The 18,004-nt window shown below is 52.2% G+C and carries 15 protein-coding genes; 2 read left to right on the top strand and 13 right to left on the bottom strand.

Features of this window, described 5'->3' with window-relative positions; translation table 11 throughout:
* Window positions 1-72: 72 nt before the first annotated feature.
* From BMY11_RS27055 to BMY11_RS27030, 6 genes are all read right to left on the bottom strand, one after another.
* Entirely contained in the window at window positions 73-3,195 is a 3,123-nt protein-coding gene (locus BMY11_RS27055) for a beta-galactosidase, LacZ type (protein WP_177182847.1), read from the bottom strand.
* A 154-nt stretch (window positions 3,196-3,349) separates the two neighbouring features.
* Entirely contained in the window at window positions 3,350-4,522 is a 1,173-nt protein-coding gene (locus BMY11_RS27050) for an ABC transporter permease (RefSeq protein WP_090583334.1), read from the bottom strand.
* Window positions 4,488-5,213, bottom strand: a complete 726-nt coding sequence (locus tag BMY11_RS27045; protein WP_090583332.1) for an ABC transporter ATP-binding protein — start codon at window positions 5,211-5,213, stop codon at window positions 4,488-4,490. Before BMY11_RS27045 ends, BMY11_RS27050 begins: the two co-directional genes overlap by 35 nt.
* Window positions 5,213-6,622 carry an efflux RND transporter periplasmic adaptor subunit gene (locus BMY11_RS27040; RefSeq protein WP_090583329.1) on the bottom strand — a complete coding sequence of 470 codons (1,410 nt, stop codon included), beginning with the start codon at window positions 6,620-6,622 and terminating at the stop codon, window positions 5,213-5,215. Before BMY11_RS27040 ends, BMY11_RS27045 begins: the two co-directional genes overlap by 1 nt.
* Complete coding sequence (locus BMY11_RS27035; protein ID WP_090583327.1) at window positions 6,619-7,359, bottom strand: hypothetical protein; 741 nt, start codon at window positions 7,357-7,359, stop codon at window positions 6,619-6,621. Before BMY11_RS27035 ends, BMY11_RS27040 begins: the two co-directional genes overlap by 4 nt.
* A 154-nt stretch (window positions 7,360-7,513) precedes the next feature.
* On the bottom strand, window positions 7,514-8,287 hold the full coding sequence (locus BMY11_RS27030) for a phytanoyl-CoA dioxygenase family protein (protein WP_090583324.1): 774 nt from the start codon (window positions 8,285-8,287) through the stop codon (window positions 7,514-7,516).
* 133 nt (window positions 8,288-8,420) lie between these two features.
* Between BMY11_RS27030 and BMY11_RS27025 the strand changes: the two genes are divergently transcribed.
* Window positions 8,421-9,299, top strand: a complete 879-nt coding sequence (locus BMY11_RS27025; protein ID WP_090583322.1) for an AraC family transcriptional regulator — start codon at window positions 8,421-8,423, stop codon at window positions 9,297-9,299.
* 97 nt (window positions 9,300-9,396) lie between these two features.
* Here the strand turns inward: BMY11_RS27025 and BMY11_RS27020 are convergent, their stop codons facing one another.
* Both BMY11_RS27020 and BMY11_RS27015 read right to left on the bottom strand, forming a co-directional pair.
* A complete protein-coding gene (locus tag BMY11_RS27020) occupies window positions 9,397-10,233 on the bottom strand; it encodes a class I SAM-dependent methyltransferase (protein WP_090583320.1) in 837 nt (278 codons plus the stop codon).
* 582 nt (window positions 10,234-10,815) lie between these two features.
* Window positions 10,816-11,574 (bottom strand): SDR family oxidoreductase, encoded by a 759-nt coding sequence (locus BMY11_RS27015; RefSeq protein ID WP_090583317.1) that lies wholly within the window; start codon window positions 11,572-11,574, stop codon window positions 10,816-10,818.
* Window positions 11,575-11,734: 160 nt separating this feature from the next.
* On the opposite strand from BMY11_RS27015, the gene BMY11_RS27010 reads away from it, so the two are divergent.
* On the top strand, window positions 11,735-12,328 hold the full coding sequence (locus BMY11_RS27010; RefSeq protein WP_256217799.1) for a TetR/AcrR family transcriptional regulator: 594 nt from the start codon (window positions 11,735-11,737) through the stop codon (window positions 12,326-12,328).
* A gap of 227 nt (window positions 12,329-12,555) precedes the next feature.
* Here the strand turns inward: BMY11_RS27010 and BMY11_RS27005 are convergent, their stop codons facing one another.
* From BMY11_RS27005 to BMY11_RS26985, 5 genes are all read right to left on the bottom strand, one after another.
* Window positions 12,556-14,793, bottom strand: a complete 2,238-nt coding sequence (locus BMY11_RS27005; protein ID WP_090583315.1) for a response regulator — start codon at window positions 14,791-14,793, stop codon at window positions 12,556-12,558.
* A gap of 53 nt (window positions 14,794-14,846) precedes the next feature.
* Window positions 14,847-15,077 (bottom strand): hypothetical protein, encoded by a 231-nt coding sequence (locus tag BMY11_RS27000; protein ID WP_090583313.1) that lies wholly within the window; start codon window positions 15,075-15,077, stop codon window positions 14,847-14,849.
* A 7-nt stretch (window positions 15,078-15,084) separates the two neighbouring features.
* Window positions 15,085-15,405 carry a heavy metal-binding domain-containing protein gene (locus tag BMY11_RS26995; protein ID WP_090583311.1) on the bottom strand — a complete coding sequence of 107 codons (321 nt, stop codon included), beginning with the start codon at window positions 15,403-15,405 and terminating at the stop codon, window positions 15,085-15,087.
* 117 nt (window positions 15,406-15,522) lie between these two features.
* Window positions 15,523-16,965: a sugar phosphate nucleotidyltransferase gene (locus tag BMY11_RS26990; protein ID WP_090583309.1), complete on the bottom strand. Its 1,443-nt coding sequence runs from the start codon at window positions 16,963-16,965 to the stop codon at window positions 15,523-15,525.
* A gap of 36 nt (window positions 16,966-17,001) precedes the next feature.
* Window positions 17,002-17,820: a DUF6492 family protein gene (locus tag BMY11_RS26985; protein WP_090583307.1), complete on the bottom strand. Its 819-nt coding sequence runs from the start codon at window positions 17,818-17,820 to the stop codon at window positions 17,002-17,004.
* Window positions 17,821-18,004: the final 184 nt, after the last annotated feature.

Here is an 18,004-nt window from a genome sequence, read left to right as displayed (position 1 = left end):
GCGTCCCAGCCCGTTTATTGTATGGAACACATACAACAAACTCGCCGGGACGCTTTTTCTCACTTGAGCCGCTTATTTCCCTTGAATCGTAAACGAGAATGCATAAGTCCGATTCGTTTGAAGCAGATACTGCGGATGCGGCATTGCGCCCCAGCTATCGTCGCCGCCAACACCCATCTGTCTGTAGTTAATCCGCACGACTGTCTTATCGCTAGCAGGCAGCAGATGTGCATGATCATACGCCTCCAGCTCAAACGGTGTATACGGAAGCACATTCAGCTCGAAAGTAGGCGACCCTGTAATTTGCAGTCCGGTTCCCTTACCAACAGTAATTGCAGCGCGGCGCACAGCCATCTTGTTGCCGCATTCCTGTGGACGAAGATATGGAACGAATTGCTCCTGAACCTTGCCTTTGTACAAGCCTAGCTTCACGCCGGATTGACGGTCCCAATACGATTCCTCCGGCCCTTTGCCATACCATTCTAATTCGTCATAGGAGCTGTCCATGACAAGCATCATGCCCACCTCCGGAATTTCCGGCAAGCTCTCACCTGGAGCGAGCTGTAGGGCGACTTCTATTGCTCCGCTGCCAGAAACCGTGTACGTAACCGTGCACTGGGATGCCGAAGTCGTGGGAAGGAGATAGGATGCCTGAACGATGACACGATCCGGCATCGCATCCCAGCTCAGCTCGCGAAGTACCTTCTCCTCGCCCGCACTGCGCCACGTTGCGCAACGCTCATGATGCTTGTTGCCGCGATCATTATCGGTGTAAGCGCGCCAGAAGTTAGGCGTAACCGCCTCTTTCAGCAGCTCCGCACCGCGTACTTGATAGGAAACGAGACTGCCTGTCGCCTTGTCGAAGGTTGCAGAGAAGTCTGCACCGCTTACAGCTAATGCTGCTGCGGTTTCAACCGCCTGTACTGCACCACTGCTCTCCTTACGCTTTACAGCAGCTACCGCTTGCTCAGCCGCCGGCAGGATGAACTGCTCGAACGCCACTTCATGGCCTGCTTCCGCCCATGCAGACGCTTCCTTCGTTACAAAGCTGATCGTCAACACGGCTTCGCCTTCATTGTTCGCCAGCAACGGCAGCGCCACTTCCTGCGTCTCGCCAGGAGCAACGGATACGGACAGGCTTCCTGAATTGGCCTCCGATACCACTCCGTCAACTGCCACCGACCATTGCAGCGTATAACGATCTACATTCGTGAAGAGTGATTTGTTCCGGACGCTGATAATACCTTTTGATAGATCAACAGCAGTAACATCTATATTTTGATAACATTTCTTCACTTCAACAAGCTTCGGTGTCACACTGCGATCTGCAAAGATAAGCCCATTGCCGCAGAAGTTGCCATCGTGAGGCTTCTCTCCGAAATCGCCGCCATAAGCTAGATGCCCGCCGCTGCCGTCTTCGCTTTCCACCCAGATCGCTTGGTCGACCCAGTCCCATATAAAGCCGCCCTGCAGCACCGGATACTTGTCAAACAGCTCAGTATAGATATGGAGCCCGCCGCAGGAATTACCCATCGCATGCGTGTATTCGCATAGAATGTATGGCTTCTTTGGACGGAAATCATGCGCATACTCTACCAGCTTGTGCGGCTTCGCATACATATAGCTCTCCACATCTGTGGCTGCAGCTGAATCTCTCCACATCGTGACGCCTTCATAGTGAACGATTCGGGAAGGATCCGCTTCACGCAGAAAATCATGCATATGCACAAAGTTCTCTCCGCCGAACGACTCGTTGCCAAGCGACCACATGACGATGGACGGATGGTTCTTATCGCGCTGCAGCATCGAATTCGCCCGATCAAGCACATTCGCTGTCCACGCCGGATTGCTTCCTGGCACATTCTTCGGCACAAGCTCCAACTGATCGTACGACCAGCTGCCGTGCGTCTCCAAATTCGCCTCGTCGATGACGTACAGGCCATACTCGTTACATAGCTCGTACCATACCGGTTGGTTCGGGTAGTGCGATGTACGAACTGCATTGATGTTGTAGAGCTTCATCAGCTTAATGTCCGTAATCATGTCCTGCAGCTCAAGCGCACGTCCTGTGCGGCAAGAGAACTCATGACGGTTCGTACCTTTGAATACGATGCGCTTGCCATTAATGAGCATAAGACCGTCTTTGATCTCGAATTTACGGAAGCCAACACGCGAGCTGATCGTCTCAAGCAATTGCTGCTCATGGTCCTTCAAGCTAATGACGAGCGTGTACAAGTTCGGCTCTTCTGCACTCCACTTGAGCGGATTCGCAACAGGAACAGATGCATCGATCTCCACTTCCGCTTCGCTTGCGCCGAGTGTCGTCGTCACTACAAGCGGTTGGGCCAGCACCGGGTTATGCTCGCTGTCATACAGCTGCGCTTCCACTGTGACCGTGCCAAGCTGCGTTTCCCAGTAGTTTGTAATGGTCGCCTTCAGCTTCAGCTCCGCGTCCTGGTAAGCCTCATCTAGCTCCGTAAGCACGAAGAAATCATAGATATGCGCCTTAGGAGTCGTATACAAGTAAACATCACGGAAGATTCCACTCATCCGCCAGAAATCCTGATCCTCCAGCCAGCTTGCATCGCACCAACGGTACACTTCCACCGCTAGCTTGTTCTCGCCCGCGCGCAAATATGGCGTCAGATCGAATTCAGCCGGTGTGAATGTATCCTCGCTATAGCCTACAAGATCGCCGTTGACCCATACGTAGAACGCCGATTCAACTCCCTGGAAGCTGATGAACACCGGCTGTCCCGCCCAATCCTCAGGCACGGTGAAGCTGCGGACGTAGGAGCCGACAGGATTGTATTTGGTTGGTGCAAAAGGTGGCATCAGCTCAGGCTCCGACTCTTCCCACGGATAGCGAATATTCGTATACTGCGGGTAATCATAGCCTTGGAGCTGCCAATGTGCAGGCACTTTGATTTCTGCCCAATCGGAAGTGTTGTAGCCCTCTTCATAGAAATTGACGATCCGCTGAGAAGGCGTCTCCGCAAAAGCAAATTTCCACATACCGTTCAAGGACAAGCAGCTGGATGAAGCTGCACGATCGCCTTTAAGCGCTTCTTCTACAGAATCGAAAGGCATCAGCGACGCATGCGCTTTCATCCGATTGAGTGCGAATAGTTCAGGATTATTATTCCATTCCGGGTAGCCGTTTGCCGGCGCGACATAAGTAAACTTCTGCTTCAAGCCTAGCACCTCTCTCGATTAAATTACCGTTATAACGCTACTTTAATAGACTGTGCTCGGGAATGAAATATAAAAAAAGCGCTGGGATATAAAAAAAATGAAACAAGCATCGGAAGGCGCTGTCTGCGCCAATCCGAACTTGTTCCATCTGTGGTTATTCGAAACGCAGCGCCTCAATCGGACGCAGATTCGATGCTTTGTTCGCTGGGAACAGCCCGAACACGACGCCGATGAAGACCGAGAAGCCGAATGCGAGGCCGATAATCGGCAGCGACAAGACGACCGTCATCGACATCGCCTTGGACAGCACTTGGGCCGTGCCGATACCAATGCCGACGCCAAGTAATCCCCCTAGACCGCTAAGCGCAATCGCTTCAATAAGGAATTGGGTCAGAATATCCCGCTTCTTCGCGCCAATCGCTTTGCGAATACCAATCTCCCTCGTCCGCTCGGTAACCGATACGAGCATAATATTCATAATGCCGATGCCACCGACAAGCAGCGAGATCGCAGCAACGCCGCCGAGCGCCAATGACAGCGTATCGGATATGCTGCTGAACGAGTCGAGCAAATCCTGCTGATTGAAGACGCGGTAGCTGTCTGTATCGCCGCGGAATTTTTTGCTGAGCGCGGTTTCAAGCTCCGTTACAACTTGGTCCATCTTGTCCGCTTCCGCCACTTGAACGTTGATCGTCTTAACCCCTTTGGATTTAAACAATCGTTCGGACGTCGTAATTGGAATAATGACCACTTCATCGTTAGAACCTGTGAGCGAGCTGCCCTTGGACGCAAGCACACCGACGACCTTGTACCGCACGCCATTAATGAGAAAAGTTTGCCCAACCGCGTTCGCAGAACCGTACAGATCCGTCGCGGTCGTCGAGCCAAGCACCGCAATCCGCTGATAGTAATCGAGGTCAATTTGTGCAACGAAGCGGCCTTGCGCCAAGCTGTACTCCTTCACATCGAGGTAATCGGCCGTCGTGCCGACAACGCTGACAGTCGTGCTCTCACTGCCGTTCTTAATGGTCGCGCTCTGCTGATTGAGGGGCGCAGCGAAGGCGATGTCGTCCTTGTTCGTAATTTCTTCCGCTTCTTTATAATCCACCGTCGTCTTGGAGCCGCGGCCCGTAATGTTGACGGTGAGAAGATTCGTACCGAGGCTCTCGACCTGGTCGGTAACCTGTTTCGTTGTCCCTTGACCGACGCCGACGAGCGCGATAACCGCGGCCACGCCAATAATGATGCCAAGCATGGTGAGGAGTGACCTCATCTTGTTGGCGAGAATGCTTTTAGCCGCCATTTTGAAGGCTTGACTGAGGTTCACGTCTCTCACCGCCTTCTTCGCTTATTTGACCGTCTTGAATGCGCACGACGCGCTTAGCCTGCTTGGAAATTTCAATATCATGCGTAATTAAAATAATCGTATGTCCTTGCTGGTTGAGCTCTTTCATGAGCTGCATGACTTCTGCGCCTGTGCGCGTATCGAGCGCCCCTGTCGGCTCATCCGCGAGCAGAATCGGCGGATTGCCGGCAAGCGCGCGGGCGATCGCCACCCTCTGCTGCTGACCACCGGAGAGCTCGCTTGGTTTATGCTTCACGCGCTCCCCCAAACCGACCTTCGTCAGCGCCTCAATTGCCTGCTCCTTACGCTGCTTCGCCGGAACGCCGCGATAAATAAGCGGCAGCTCCACGTTCTCAAGCGCAGAGAGCTTGTTCAGCAGGTTAAAGCCTTGAAAAATAAATCCGATCTTCCTGTTACGAATTTCGGCAAGCCGACTCTCACGAAGCCGGCTCACCTCCTCGCCATCAAGCCAATACTTGCCTTCGGTCGGCGCATCGAGGCAGCCAATGACGTTCATTAGCGTCGACTTGCCGGAGCCGGATGGTCCGATAATGGCTATAAAGTCGCCATAGTTGATACGCAGCGATATGTCGCTTAACGCATGAACCGTTTCGCCGCCCATCTTATACTGCTTGGAGAGCGTCTCAATCTGGATAAGAGGTTTAGCTTCCATTACCGCGAACCTCCTCCGCCGCCAGTGCCGCCTCCGCCACCTCCGCTTGTTGTACGTTGGCCTTGGCCACCGCCTCCGCTTGCTGCACGGAATGTACCGCCGCCTCCACCGCCGAAGCCGCCTCCGCCAAAGCCTCCACCGAAGCCACCGGCTCCGAAGTTCTGCTGCTGCTGATTAGTGGTTGAAGTGACCACCGTTGGAACAACGACACGGTCGCCTTCCTTCAGTCCGGAAAGAATTTCGATATAATCTTCATTATGAATACCGACTTCAATCATAGTTGGAACACCGCCGCCGAATCGGCTAGCAAAATTACCTCTTGAACCTGTACGACCGGTTTGACCATTTTGGCCGCCTGGTGCTCCTTGGCCGCTAAAGCTGCCTTGACCTCTCGTGCCACCGCTCGTTGCTCCTGGTTGTGCACCTTGGCCAGCTCCCGCATCACCTTTTTCAGTACCAGTGCCAGTGCCAGCTGCGCCTTGGCCTTTACCTGTTGTGCCTGTTGTGCCTGCTGGCAAAATAACCATATAACGGTTGCCGAGCGATTGAACAGCGTCTATTGGAAGCATGAGCGTATTTTCTTTCTTCTCGATCTGAATGCTCGCCTCAGCCGACATGCCGCTTTTCAGCTCGCCTGGCTTATCAATCGCTACCGTTACGTCGAAGGATGCAACACCGTTGCTCGACGTACCTTCGTCAGCGATCTTCGTTACTTTACCTGTAAATGTCTTATTCGTAATCGCTTCTACAGATACTGTCGCGCTTTGGCCGACTTTTACCTTTGCAATATCAAGCTCGTCAATGCCGACCGCGATTTGCAAATGTTCAAAATCCGCAATTTCCATCAATTCCGTCGATGGGCTGAGCGAGTCGCCTACCAGAACAGACAATGTTGTTACTTTGCCGGCAATCGGCGCAATGACTGTGTCACCGTCTTGCGCCTCCTCCAAATCAGCAATCGTCTCGTTCGACTGGTCGATCGACAACTGCTGCTTCTTCAGATTCAGCTTAATGCTGGCGATATCGTTCTCATCCGTCGCAGACTTCAACTTCGATTGAGTATCTTGCAGGTCGAGCTTCTTACTCTCGAGGTTCACTTGCTCCGACTTGATCTTATCGGAATTGTCTTCACCTTCAATGGAGAGCAGCACATCGCCCTTCTTAACGATGTCGCCTTCCTTAACATACACTTTATCTACCGTGCCTTGCTCGCTTCCCTTAATCGTTTCACGCTCAACCGGCGCCAAGCTGCCTGTTCCGCTCACGCTGACATCAATTGTACCTTTCACAACTTGAGTCGTCGCTTGGGCTTGCGCAACCGGTTCTTCTTTCTTGTCCATCTTTAAGTAGACAACAACCGCTGCCGCAACGAGCAGCGCGCCGATGCCAAGCACCCACCATTTTCTCATTGTCCGTTTCCTGCCTTTCCTTGTCCTTGCATATCAGCCGGATTAAACCGGAGCATGATGTATTGTGCCGTTGTATTGTCGGACGCGAGCCATACCGAAAGGACGTCGCCCGCCTTCAGATCAGCAGCTTGCAGCGTATTCGTCGTCATGCCGTCTTGCCCGCGACTGATAGATACAATCTTCGTATCGGTATCGACTGCGACCGAAGTTTGAGCATCTTCATACTTCATTTGGTTCATGAAGCCACCGCCTCCAAACCGGCCACCGCCTTGGCGATTGCCCCCGCGGCCATTGCCTGCTCCGGCTTGTCCGTTCTGGCCGCCTTGCGCGGCGCCCGCCGGAGGCTCAGCACCACCATCAGCAGGCTGGTCCCCATCCGCCGGTGCCTGAAAATCTGCCGATGGTGCATTTCCGTTATCGCCAGTCTGTTTCCCATCACCTTTTGGACGCTGACCGCCACCTCCGCCGCCAAAACCGCCTCCTTGCGGCATGTCACTTGGCTTCGTCGTCGATTTTTGCACAACAATGGTGTTATCCGAGACGCTGACTACTTTAGCAAAGAAGTCCGACGTACGGTCCGGCTGTACCGGTCCGCTGCCGCTTGCGCTATTACCCACGTTACTGACAGCCGCTTGTCCATTATTTGCTGGCTGGCCTTCATCCTTCGCGCCGCATCCGGCCAGCATGACCGAGAGCAGCATCGCTGCAGCCATTAATTTAATACTAGAACGTTCCATAAGGTTAAAATTCCACCTCTCTATTTGTTGTTACACGCTTCACAATAGCATCCATAAATGAAATCCATGTGAAGAAAATCGCATACCAAAATAAACAAGCCGACATGGCGCATCATGCGCACATGCCGGCTTGCTAGAAATCCATCTAAGCGAATTATACGAGATTAAATTCAGGTCTTGCTTTGTTAAAGTTCGGATTCTCACCGCACACCATAATGCCGCTTCCCCAATTGATGTGTTCACGGTTCGTTGGGAAGTCTGTCGCGCTGCGGTACTGGTACAGTACATTGCGGCGAGTCCGCTCGCTCTTGTTCGCAGGCGAACCATGAATCGTCAAGTAGTTGAAGAACAGCACGTCGCCTGCTTCTGCAATACAAGGCGTACCTTCAGAGACCGGATATTCTTTGGCATTCAGATAATGTCTGCCAACATGCTGCAGCGGACCTTGCTTGTGGGAGCCTGGAATGACATGGAGGCAGCCATTCTCGATATCGGCATCGTCCATATGCACGCTTGCGGCAAGCATCGTGTGATTCTCGTGCGGGAAGTACGGCTGATCCTGATGCATCGGGAATGCAGCGCCGTTCTCCGGCGGCTTCACGAGCATTTTGGAATGGTGAAGCTGTACATTCGGACCGATGAGCTGCGACAATACAGCCGTCATATTCGGATGCGCCATTGCGCGCAGGAAAGCGGCGTCATGGTACTGTACGTCGTGGAAGCCTTTCAGCACAAGCTTCTTCAGCTCTTCCGCAGGGAGGAAGTCGCCCTGCCATTGATGGTTCTGATCCATATTCGCCCGTGAGGCGCGGTCAATAATCTTGTCGACTGCTGCGCGCATCTCTTCGATCTCTTGTTTATTGAAGACTCCCTTTACTAACAAATAGCCATTCTCGTTGTAAAAATCTACATCTTGTGGTGTAATCATGTTACATCCCTCCGTGAGATTAGTTAATTTCTTATGGCTTTATTGTAGTAGAATCAAGGGGTTTCGGTCTTTAGAGAGAGAAGCCAGCTTTTTGTCTTTTCACGCCATCAATGATTAGTTAGGAGATGCTGCTATGTTTCTATGGAATGAAAGCGATACGTGGTTAAATCAATATGCTCTTCGGCTGAAATCGTCGGATGCCGTGTTCACCGTTCATTATTGGGGTGTAAACGAACAGTTAACCTCCAACTTCCTACATAAGCATTCCTTCTTCGAAATTTGTTATGTGCTTGGCGGACAGGGCACCTATACAGATGACGGCACGACATATGAGCTTCGGAGCGGCACCTTGTTCTGTTCGCGCCCGGGCATTAACCATACGATTCAATGCGATCCGGAGCTTGCGATCTTCTACGTTGCATTCGAGCTTGACGAGAGCAGCAGCTCAGAGGCGATGCGTGCTGTGTATCAAGCGATGGCGGAGTCGGACACCGTTGTCGTGTACGATGGCGATGACCTCGCAGCCGCTCAGCTGTGGCGATCCATTATGCGCCGCAGCGGCGATGCGCCGTCGCTGCCGGAAGCGGTGCTCCCACAGGTCGCGTGCTCGCTGCTGCTCGCGCTGCCAGGCGTTTTCGTGAAGCCGCTTCAAGCAGAATGGATCGCACCGCGGCGCAGCTCATCGGCGCTGCTGAGGCAGGCGAAGCTGTTCATCACCGACAATCTAAGTGATGACGAGCTGTCGCTGGATAAGGTCGCCGCTCAGATTAATTTGTCGCCGCGTCATCTCTCCCGTCTTTTCTCCTCCGGCGTGAACGAATCGTATACGAACTATGTCCGCAAGCAGCGCGTGCGCAGAGCGGCCGAGCTGCTGCGCTATTCCGAGCAGTCGATTAAAGAGATCGCCGAGACGACCGGATTCGGCTCTGTGCACTACTTCTCGCGAACCTTCCGCAGCTTGATGAACGTCACGCCAGCAAGGTTCCGCGAGGATTCGCAGGCCCATGATTAGACAAAAGGTGCTTACTGTTAGTGCAAATGCACATGACAGTAAACACCTTTTTTAGTTCTCATGCGATTGTGCGCGGGAATGACGGTAAACACCTGTGTTAACGTGCGCTTGGCGCGTACCGCCAAACCGACTCAATCCACGGCGGAGCAACACTTGTAAAATGCCCCCAGTCTCCTGGCTCCGAACCCGGATAATCACTCGTTATTTCGCCGAAATAAACGAGCTGGAATCCTTCCTTAATTAGCGCGTTCATCATACGGCTCAACGTCTGCGTATATTCCACTGGCTGCTCAATTCGGCGAGGGGCTGCTGATTGGTCGTATACCCACTCTTGATCGGGGTACGATGTGGTGCGTTCATCCTCGTACTTATGCTTCAAGGTGTAACCCTCACCGTTCCATGCTTCATGGGTCAAACCGGCGAAGAAAGGGTTCGCGCACATGAAGTAATACAGTCCGTCCGCTTGGAGAATCCGGGATACCTGTTCAAAAACGACACGTGAATCCGGTACAAAATTGAGCGAGTACGGTTGCCAGACAAGGTCGAACGAACTCGCCTCAAAGCAGCTTAAATCCCTCATATCACCTTGCTGTGTGCGGATTGTTACCCCGTAGTGATCCGCCGCCGCTTGATCGCGCTCCAGCTGGGACGGTGACAGGTCAAACACGGTCACATCCGCGCCAAGCAGCGCGAACGCAGCCGATTGCTGCCCTCCGCCGCTGGCCAGGCAGAGCACTCGCTTTCCCGCGGGATCTATGCCGAGCCGCGCCAGACCCAAATACTCGCGCGCCGAATCCGGCGTCAGATCCAGCTTCGGCCTCGTGAACAACGCCTTCGCCTGTGCCAGCGACTCCCAACGCGAGTAATTGTATATGTAAACATTGTCTTGCATCGTAATCACCTCGAGGCGTATTTTACTCTTATAATTCGCCACTGCGGGAAGGCTTCCCTTCTACGATTTGGTATGCTGAGAGAGCCTATTTGCTCTCTCAGCATACCAAACTGTCACTTTCGTTCACGAGAGAGCGTATTCGCTCACTCATTCGCGCGGAGAGTGGATTCGACTTGCTCCGAGAGAACGTATATGTTCTCTCGTTGGTTTTTCGGGTTAGTTTTGGTGCTGAGAGAGCATATTGGATCTCTCAGCACCATTTTCGCGCGGTGAGTGGGTTCGACCTACTCCGAGAGAACGTATATTTTCTCTCGTTGGTTTTCATTGTTAGTTTTTAGTGCTGAGAGAGCATATTAGCTCTCTCAGCACCATTTTCGCTGGCTTATGCAAGCTTAGAGTCGGAATACACAACTCTCAGTTCAAAACCAGCCGTAGTTCTGCTCCGAGACACGGAAAATCCGACTCTCAGCAGCTCAATCCCGGCCGAAATGACGAGTGACCACTTTATTGACAGATGTGCATTCCCGCTCAACTCGCCCTACTCCCGTGACCGACCAATCAACAAAAAAAAGCCGCCCCACAAGCCACAACTGTGACTTGCGGGACAACCAAATTCCTTTACACTTAATACGCCGTCCAGCCTGCATCGGCGGTAACGACCGTGCCGTTCACGAAGCCAGAATCATCAGACGCGAGGAACAGCGCAACTTTCGCGATTTCCTCAGGCTCGCCCGTGCGTGGGTTGATGCCCATACCGAGCATCGCGCGCTCAATTCCGAGCGGATTCGGCGCTGACATCGTCGTACCGATATTGGTGTTCACACCGCCTGGAGCGATGGCGTTACAACGAATACCCTGGTTTGCATATTGGAAGCCAACGTTCTTCGTAAGGCCGACAACCGCATGCTTCGATGCCGTATAAGCCGTGCCGGCTCTCGAACCATTGAGACCGCCGACAGATGCGATGTTTACAATTACACCGCTCTTACGCTCTGTGAAGATCGGCAGCACCTTGCGGATGGTGCGCATCGGCCCAGTCGCGTTGACCGCGAATACGCGCTCCCACAGCTCGTCCGTCAGATCGCCTGCCGGAACCATATTGTCCATAATACCTGCATTGTTTATCAAAATATTAACAGTGCCAAACTGCTCCACCGTCGTATTAACTAAACGCTGTACGTCCTCTTCAATTGCCACGTTCGCCGCAACTGCTAGCGCATTTCCGCCATTTGCGATGATACCTGCAACTACCGTTTCCGCCGCTTCCAAGCGCATGTCAGACACGACCACGTTAGCGCCTTCAGCGGCGAACAGCTCTGCAATTGCCTTTCCCATACCAGATGCTGCTCCTGTTACAACGGCTACTTTGCCAGAAAGTTTCATGAATATCTACCTCCCGTTATTAGACAGATGTTCAGTAAACATACACCTGTTAATTTGAAGTATAATAAAGAAGTGACAAGACAAACAATCAGTAAACGCGCTATCTTTGTTAACTAACGAACAGTTCCATTCCCCATGTTGAATAACGAGGTGAAGAAATTTGTCCCAGCTACCTAAGAAAATCGACCGCCGTATCGTCCGAAGCAAAATCGCTCTGAAACAAGCGCTACTAACGCTTATGTCCGAAAGAGGCTACGATGATGTCTCCATTACGGACATTGTCGAACGGGCGGATTATAACCGCGGCACTTTTTACACACACTATGACAATAAAGATGCGCTGCTGAGCGATATTATCCACGAATTGATTCTAGAGCTGCTAAAGTCGTTTCGCGCCCCATACGAGCATCAAGCGATATTTCGGATCAGCGAGATGAGCGCGAATTCGATTAAAATCTTTGAACACATTCACGAACATGCCGCCGTCTACAGCACGCTGCTTCAGAGCAACGTCGCGACAAGTTTGCGGGAGCATATGTTCCAGGCGCTAAAGCAGATCTCAATGGAGGAGCTGGTCTACTCCGAGAGTGGTATCGATCCGGATCTGCAGGCTGCGTTCTCTATTCATGCGCTGCTCGGCCTTATTTTTCACTGGGTAGAGAGTGGATTCAACCATTCGCCTGCCTACATGCAGGAGCAGCTCTTCAAAATGATCCATTGGCATCCAATGGAAGCAAAGACGAAGTTGAGATGATGAGAATCCAGTAGTCTTAGCTAGCAGCCGTAACAATAACAATTGCAAAAAAAGTCCATCATACATGAAAAAGCTTAGAGTCGATGGGGGACTCTAAGCTTTTTCGCATCTTGCGTCGGTGGCCGTTCGAGGGTAATTTATGCGCTTCGTGAGCCATGAGCGCCAGCTCGTTCATCAGACTTAACTCCGCATAGAGCAGCTACCCGTGCGAATAGGCGCTACGGCAGCTACTTACGCTGTATAAACCGCTGCAAAATACTAAACACCTGCATCGGATCAAACGGCTTCGTCACGTAGAAATCCATCCCTGCCCCGAGCACCTGCTCCTCGACGCCTTTCATGGCATCAGCCGTCATCGCAATGATTGGCGTACTCTTCGCATACGGAATCTCCCTAATTCTCCGCGCCGCCTCATAGCCGTCCATAACCGGCATCTGCAGGTCCATCAGGATCACATCGAACGGCTGCTGCTTCACCTTCTCGACCGCTTTGGCACCATTTTCAGCTACCTCGACATGAATATGCTTGCCGTGCAAAATTTCTTTGACAACGAGCTGGTTAATCTCGTTATCCTCCACGAGCAGAACACGCGCATGGCTAAGCGAAGCGAATGTCTCCGCATGTTCTCCCTCTTCCGCAGCAGCGGCTTGGCTGGTGAGAAAATGCTCATGGAACAGCCCCATCAGCTCATTGTACAGATTGGAATGACTGATCGGATAATAGAGAACCTTCTCGATCACAGACGATTGCAAGCTTTGGTGCAGCTCCGGATCGTGATACGCGGTAATAAGAACAATGACTTGTATCGATCTGGCAAATTCATGCTTAATTCGTTCAGCGAGTGGAATTGCCACCTCGTTCGTTGGCTTCCAATCCAGAATGACAAGGTCATATCGACCGCCTTGATTATAGATATGCTCGATAATATCAACTCCGGGCTCCACAACGGTCACAATGAACTGGAATTGCTCCAGCTGCCCTTTGAGAACGAGCTGCATATCCGAATCCTCGCAGACGAGCAGCACCTTCAAATATTTCAGCGCCTTCGCAGTGTGCATCGAATAGAGCGCGCCTGAGCTATAGCCAAACTTAGCCGTGAAGGTGAAGCTGCTGCCTTGCCCCGCTTCGCTCACCACTCCGATCGTGCCGCCCATAAGCTCGACGAGATTTTTGCTAATGACAAGCCCAAGACCTGTACCGCCGTACTTGCGCGTCGTCGACATATCCGCTTGACTAAATTCGTGGAACAGCCGCTCCTGCTGCTCCTCCGTAATGCCGATTCCCGTATCGCTTACAGCAAATTGCAGCACAATTCCGCGCTCGCAACGCTCGTACACCGTAACTTCAAAGGAAACTTCCCCATGCTCGGTAAACTTCACGGCATTATTCGATAGATTGAGCAGGATCTGACTCAGCCGGAACGGATCGCCTAACAGCATTTGCGGTACTTCGTGATGAATGGAAAAATGCAGCTTCAGCCCTTTATCATACGCGCGAACACTGATCAGCTTCGACATTTGGCTGAGCACCTCATACAGATCGAAGTCGACCTGCTCCAGCACAACCTTTTTGGACTCGATCTTGGAAAAATCAAGAATATCATTGATGAGCGTATTCAGGTTCTTCGCCGATATGAGCGTTTTCTCGACATACTGCTTCTGAAGAGGCGCAAGCTCCGTTCGCTGCAGCAAATAGCTTAGCCCGATAACCGCATTGATCGGCGTCCGAATCTCATGACTCATGTTCGCAAGAAACTCGCCCTTCGCACGGCTTGCGTCCTCTGCAGCCATCTTCGCCTCTACCAGCTGCGTGTTATTGGCGACAAGCTCGCTTGTCCGCTCATCGACGAGCTCCTCCAGATGCTCCTTATATTCCACCAGGGAGCGCTCTGCCCAGAATCTCTTTATTTCCCGAGAAATTAACGAGTAATAGAGCGGTATTGCAACGGTATGAAACAGCGTGAATGTTACGGAAAAATGATTCATGTAGTAATGAGACGATTCATTCGGCGAGAAGAAATAGAACCATAGCGTAATTTGCAAGCCGATTGCGAAGCTGAACAGCCATATGTATTTATCGAATGAATCCTCGCGCCACTGCTTCACCCGGTAAGCCGCGACACTTATGAATGCCGAAACAATGAGCGATCCAAGGGGCGTTAAGAGCTCCCCGCCCATCGACAACCGATAAAGCCCAATACAAAGTGTCGTAATTAGAACGGAGATTGGCCCGCCAAATACACCTGACAAAATAATGCTGACATGCCGTACATCCATATGCAGGCCATGGGTAAGATCAAGCGGCTTCTGCATAATCGCAACTCCAATGATCGTGAATATGAGCCCGGAGAGGATCGGCCGTACTTTCGGCGAACATCGCTCATAGAACGGGTAGATCCATCTTAGTAGGAACACATAAGCAACGATAATAGCGCTGCACTGTGCAAAATAAATGAGAAATTCCATCTGCTCACTCCATCTAGATTGTCGCTTTTTTTCGTTACTGTCGCAGAAAATGACTACGAGTCTATCGTTTGGTAGAACCGATCTCCCGTACGCGGGTTAAACCACACCTGCTGCTTAATTCCAGTCGTCGGATCAATGAAGATTTCATCTGTGAGCTGAAAACCTCTAGGCGGTTGGTTCGACCGCTGCGCCAGACGATTGCGACGGTACCAAAGCGTGCCTACTACCGCAAGGATGACAATAAGTAGCTGTATGGCAAAATAAACGCTCAGGAAGTAGGGCATCCCATCACTACTCCCTCTCCGCCACAACGGCAGTGCCGTACGCCACGATCTCGGACATCGTCTGCCCGATCTCACCTGAGTCGAAGCGCATCATAATAATTGCGTTCGCGCCCATCGCATGCGCATTCTTAATCATCCGATCAATGGCTGCCTTCCGTGCGTCCTCGATCATTTCCGTATATTCTTTAATTTCCCCCCCGAACAAGCTGCGAATGGACGCAGTAATATTCCCGCCAAGTCCGCGACTTCGCACAACGACACCAAACGTGTGCCCAAGCACCTTCTCTATACGGTATCCGGCAATCCCCTCTGTTGTCACGACTAACATGGCACGACCTCCAGCAATAATTTCATTGTTATATCCACATTGAACCTAACATAGCATGTAAGAATATTCCTTGTCAAAAGAAAAAGAGGACCTTCGGCTCAGTGCCAAAGCTCCTGCTTACGGCTGGGCAAGTCCCCCTGGGCCGTTTCGTTGTCCAATGTTGTCCCAATCTGCATCAAGCTGAGACACATCGTTTTCATCCAGCTCGTTGCCGATCTGCACTTCAATATATTCAAGCGCCGACAATGCACGTATCGCGTGCTTCACACCGGCAGGGATATGCAGCATATCCCCGGCTTGCACCTGGCGACTGGCCGCCTCCAGAATAAACTCCCCTGTACCGGATAGAATCGTCCAGTACTCCTCCCGCTGCTTATGCGCATGATAGCTTATAGCTTTAAGCGGCAGCAGCTGAATTAATCTCGTCATCGTCTGAGGCCCTTGCTCAGGCAACGAATAATTGAGAACGCGGTAGCTGCCCCACCTCTCCTCACCGTACATGAGCCGCTGACCATCATGATGCATCGACTTGATCCGGTTCGCCGCCTGCTTGTGAGCGACAAGAATGCCATCCGAGCTGGCAGCGACGATAATGTTCGGCACGCCGATGACATGAATCGGCTGCTGCAATTCATTGACAATGTGCGTACCCGCTGAATCGTTCGAGACAGATCCTGCACCTACTATTTTCGAGCCTCCCAAGTAATGCGGGAGCACGTTCCAATCGCCTAAATCCCTCCACTCTCTGTGATAGGGAATAACTGCTGCCGATACGGTCTTCTCCACAACCTCGACATCGAAGCTTTGCTCGGGAAGCTGCTCGTAGCAGGCAAGCAGCTCGTCATAGTCCGTCGGCAGCCCTTTGCGAGCCATAATATCCAGTATGAACTTGAGTGAAAAAGCGAATATCCCGCAGTTCCACATCGCATCGCGGTTGATGAGCTGCTCCGCAGTCGCTTCATCAGGCTTCTCAGTGAACTGCTCGACCATCGCATAGCCCGCTGGAGGGGCGGAAGAAGCGGTAGAAGCGGAATAGGAAGCCGTCTGATCCGGCTTTGGGACAATGTAGCCGAATTGAGTAGAAGGATGCCCCGGCGTCACCCCGAGCAGAGCCAGCTCCGCTCCCGACGCAGCAAGGACGGAAGGAAACTGGCACAACATACTTAGAAAATCTACGTCTGCGTACAGATCCGCGGGTATGACGCAGATCGTCTCCTCCATCCCAGCAAGCTGCTTCGCATGCAAATACGCCGCAGCGAGCGTAATGGCATGGAATGTCCCGCGACGATGCGGCTCCGCGATGAACGGGATGCGATTGCCGATATGATGCTGCGTAATTCCCTCCTGGCGTTGATGCGCCACAACGGAAGCGAAGGTCAGTAGTCCGGCTTCCTCCAGCTGCCGGCACACTCGCTGAATCATCGACTCTTTGCCTGAATCCGCGCTGCCAGCGTTCGTAGCATTCACAGGAAGCAGCTTCAGGAAGATTTTCGACCTAATCTCATTCGACAATGGCCACAGCCGCTTCCCCGAGCCGCCGCACAGCAGAACAATTCGCAACGTTATGCCCCCTTCAATCCGCCTTCTAAGCGCCTGTTAGCGTCTTTTCGAAGCCGACTTTGTTTTTCTTGAGTAGCCTTTGCGCTTATGGAAGGAGAGCGAGCGATATTTGCGCGATAGAGACTGCATCCGCTTCTGCGACATCCGCGAGATGCTCATATTGAAGCTGCGGTTCAGCGTTTTACGCAGCAGCACGCCCTTCGGATTGCCCGCGTACACATAATTTCCGTATGTCTCAAACTCGGAGAAGGCAAACTGCTTCGTACGGTCCATGCTGCGAATAATCGCCCGATACCAGCTTGTGCCGTGCTTTGCTGCGATCATCCGCTTCATCCGCCGCAGCTTCGACTTCTCGAACAGCATATAGTGGGCCACGAGCGATCTTGGTGCGGACCTCTTCTTGCCCATTAGCTTGCGATAGGTGCGAAAATATTCCGGCTGGCTCCAGTTGCGGCTGTAAAATACGGTCTTGCCGCCAGCGGTCCGAAATACATGGGGACGAATGAGCACTGTATCAGCGTCGATCGTCAGGAAGTACTTCGAGCTGCACAGCTTATCGCCGCTCAGCTTCAGCAGCTGCTGAAACAGCCAACCCGAACGCTCCCACCGCTTGGAACGATAGATGATGTCGCGCTTTGTAATCGGTAGAACCGTATTCTCGTTCACGAACCGGCAGCCTTTGCGCTTGCACATCGCGATGATCCGGGACCGCTTCGGCGATACGATGTGAATACGGCCAATTGGATGCTTCACATGCTTGCGGACAGCGTTAATCACATAGGGCAAAGTCGTCAGGTCCTTCTCTATTGCCGGAATGAGCACATCTATCTTTACAGCCAAATTTATCAGCTCCATTGTGCAGTAATGTGATCATCCTATGCTGACAGGCTGCGGATGGAGCAGGCGGTTATGACTTTGAAATTATTAAAAAAAAGGTATGCCGCGTAAACTGGTCCCCATAGACTGGACACTTTGAAAAAAGGTGTTTAGGCTATGGGGGCTTTTTTGTATACTGGTATTGGCATTTAAGGAGGGCATC

The sequence above is a fragment of the Paenibacillus sp. OV219 genome (assembly GCF_900110075.1).
In the GTDB taxonomy this organism is placed as follows: Bacteria; Bacillota; Bacilli; order Paenibacillales; family Paenibacillaceae; genus Paenibacillus_Z.
This window is presented reverse-complemented; position numbering and strand designations above follow the sequence as displayed.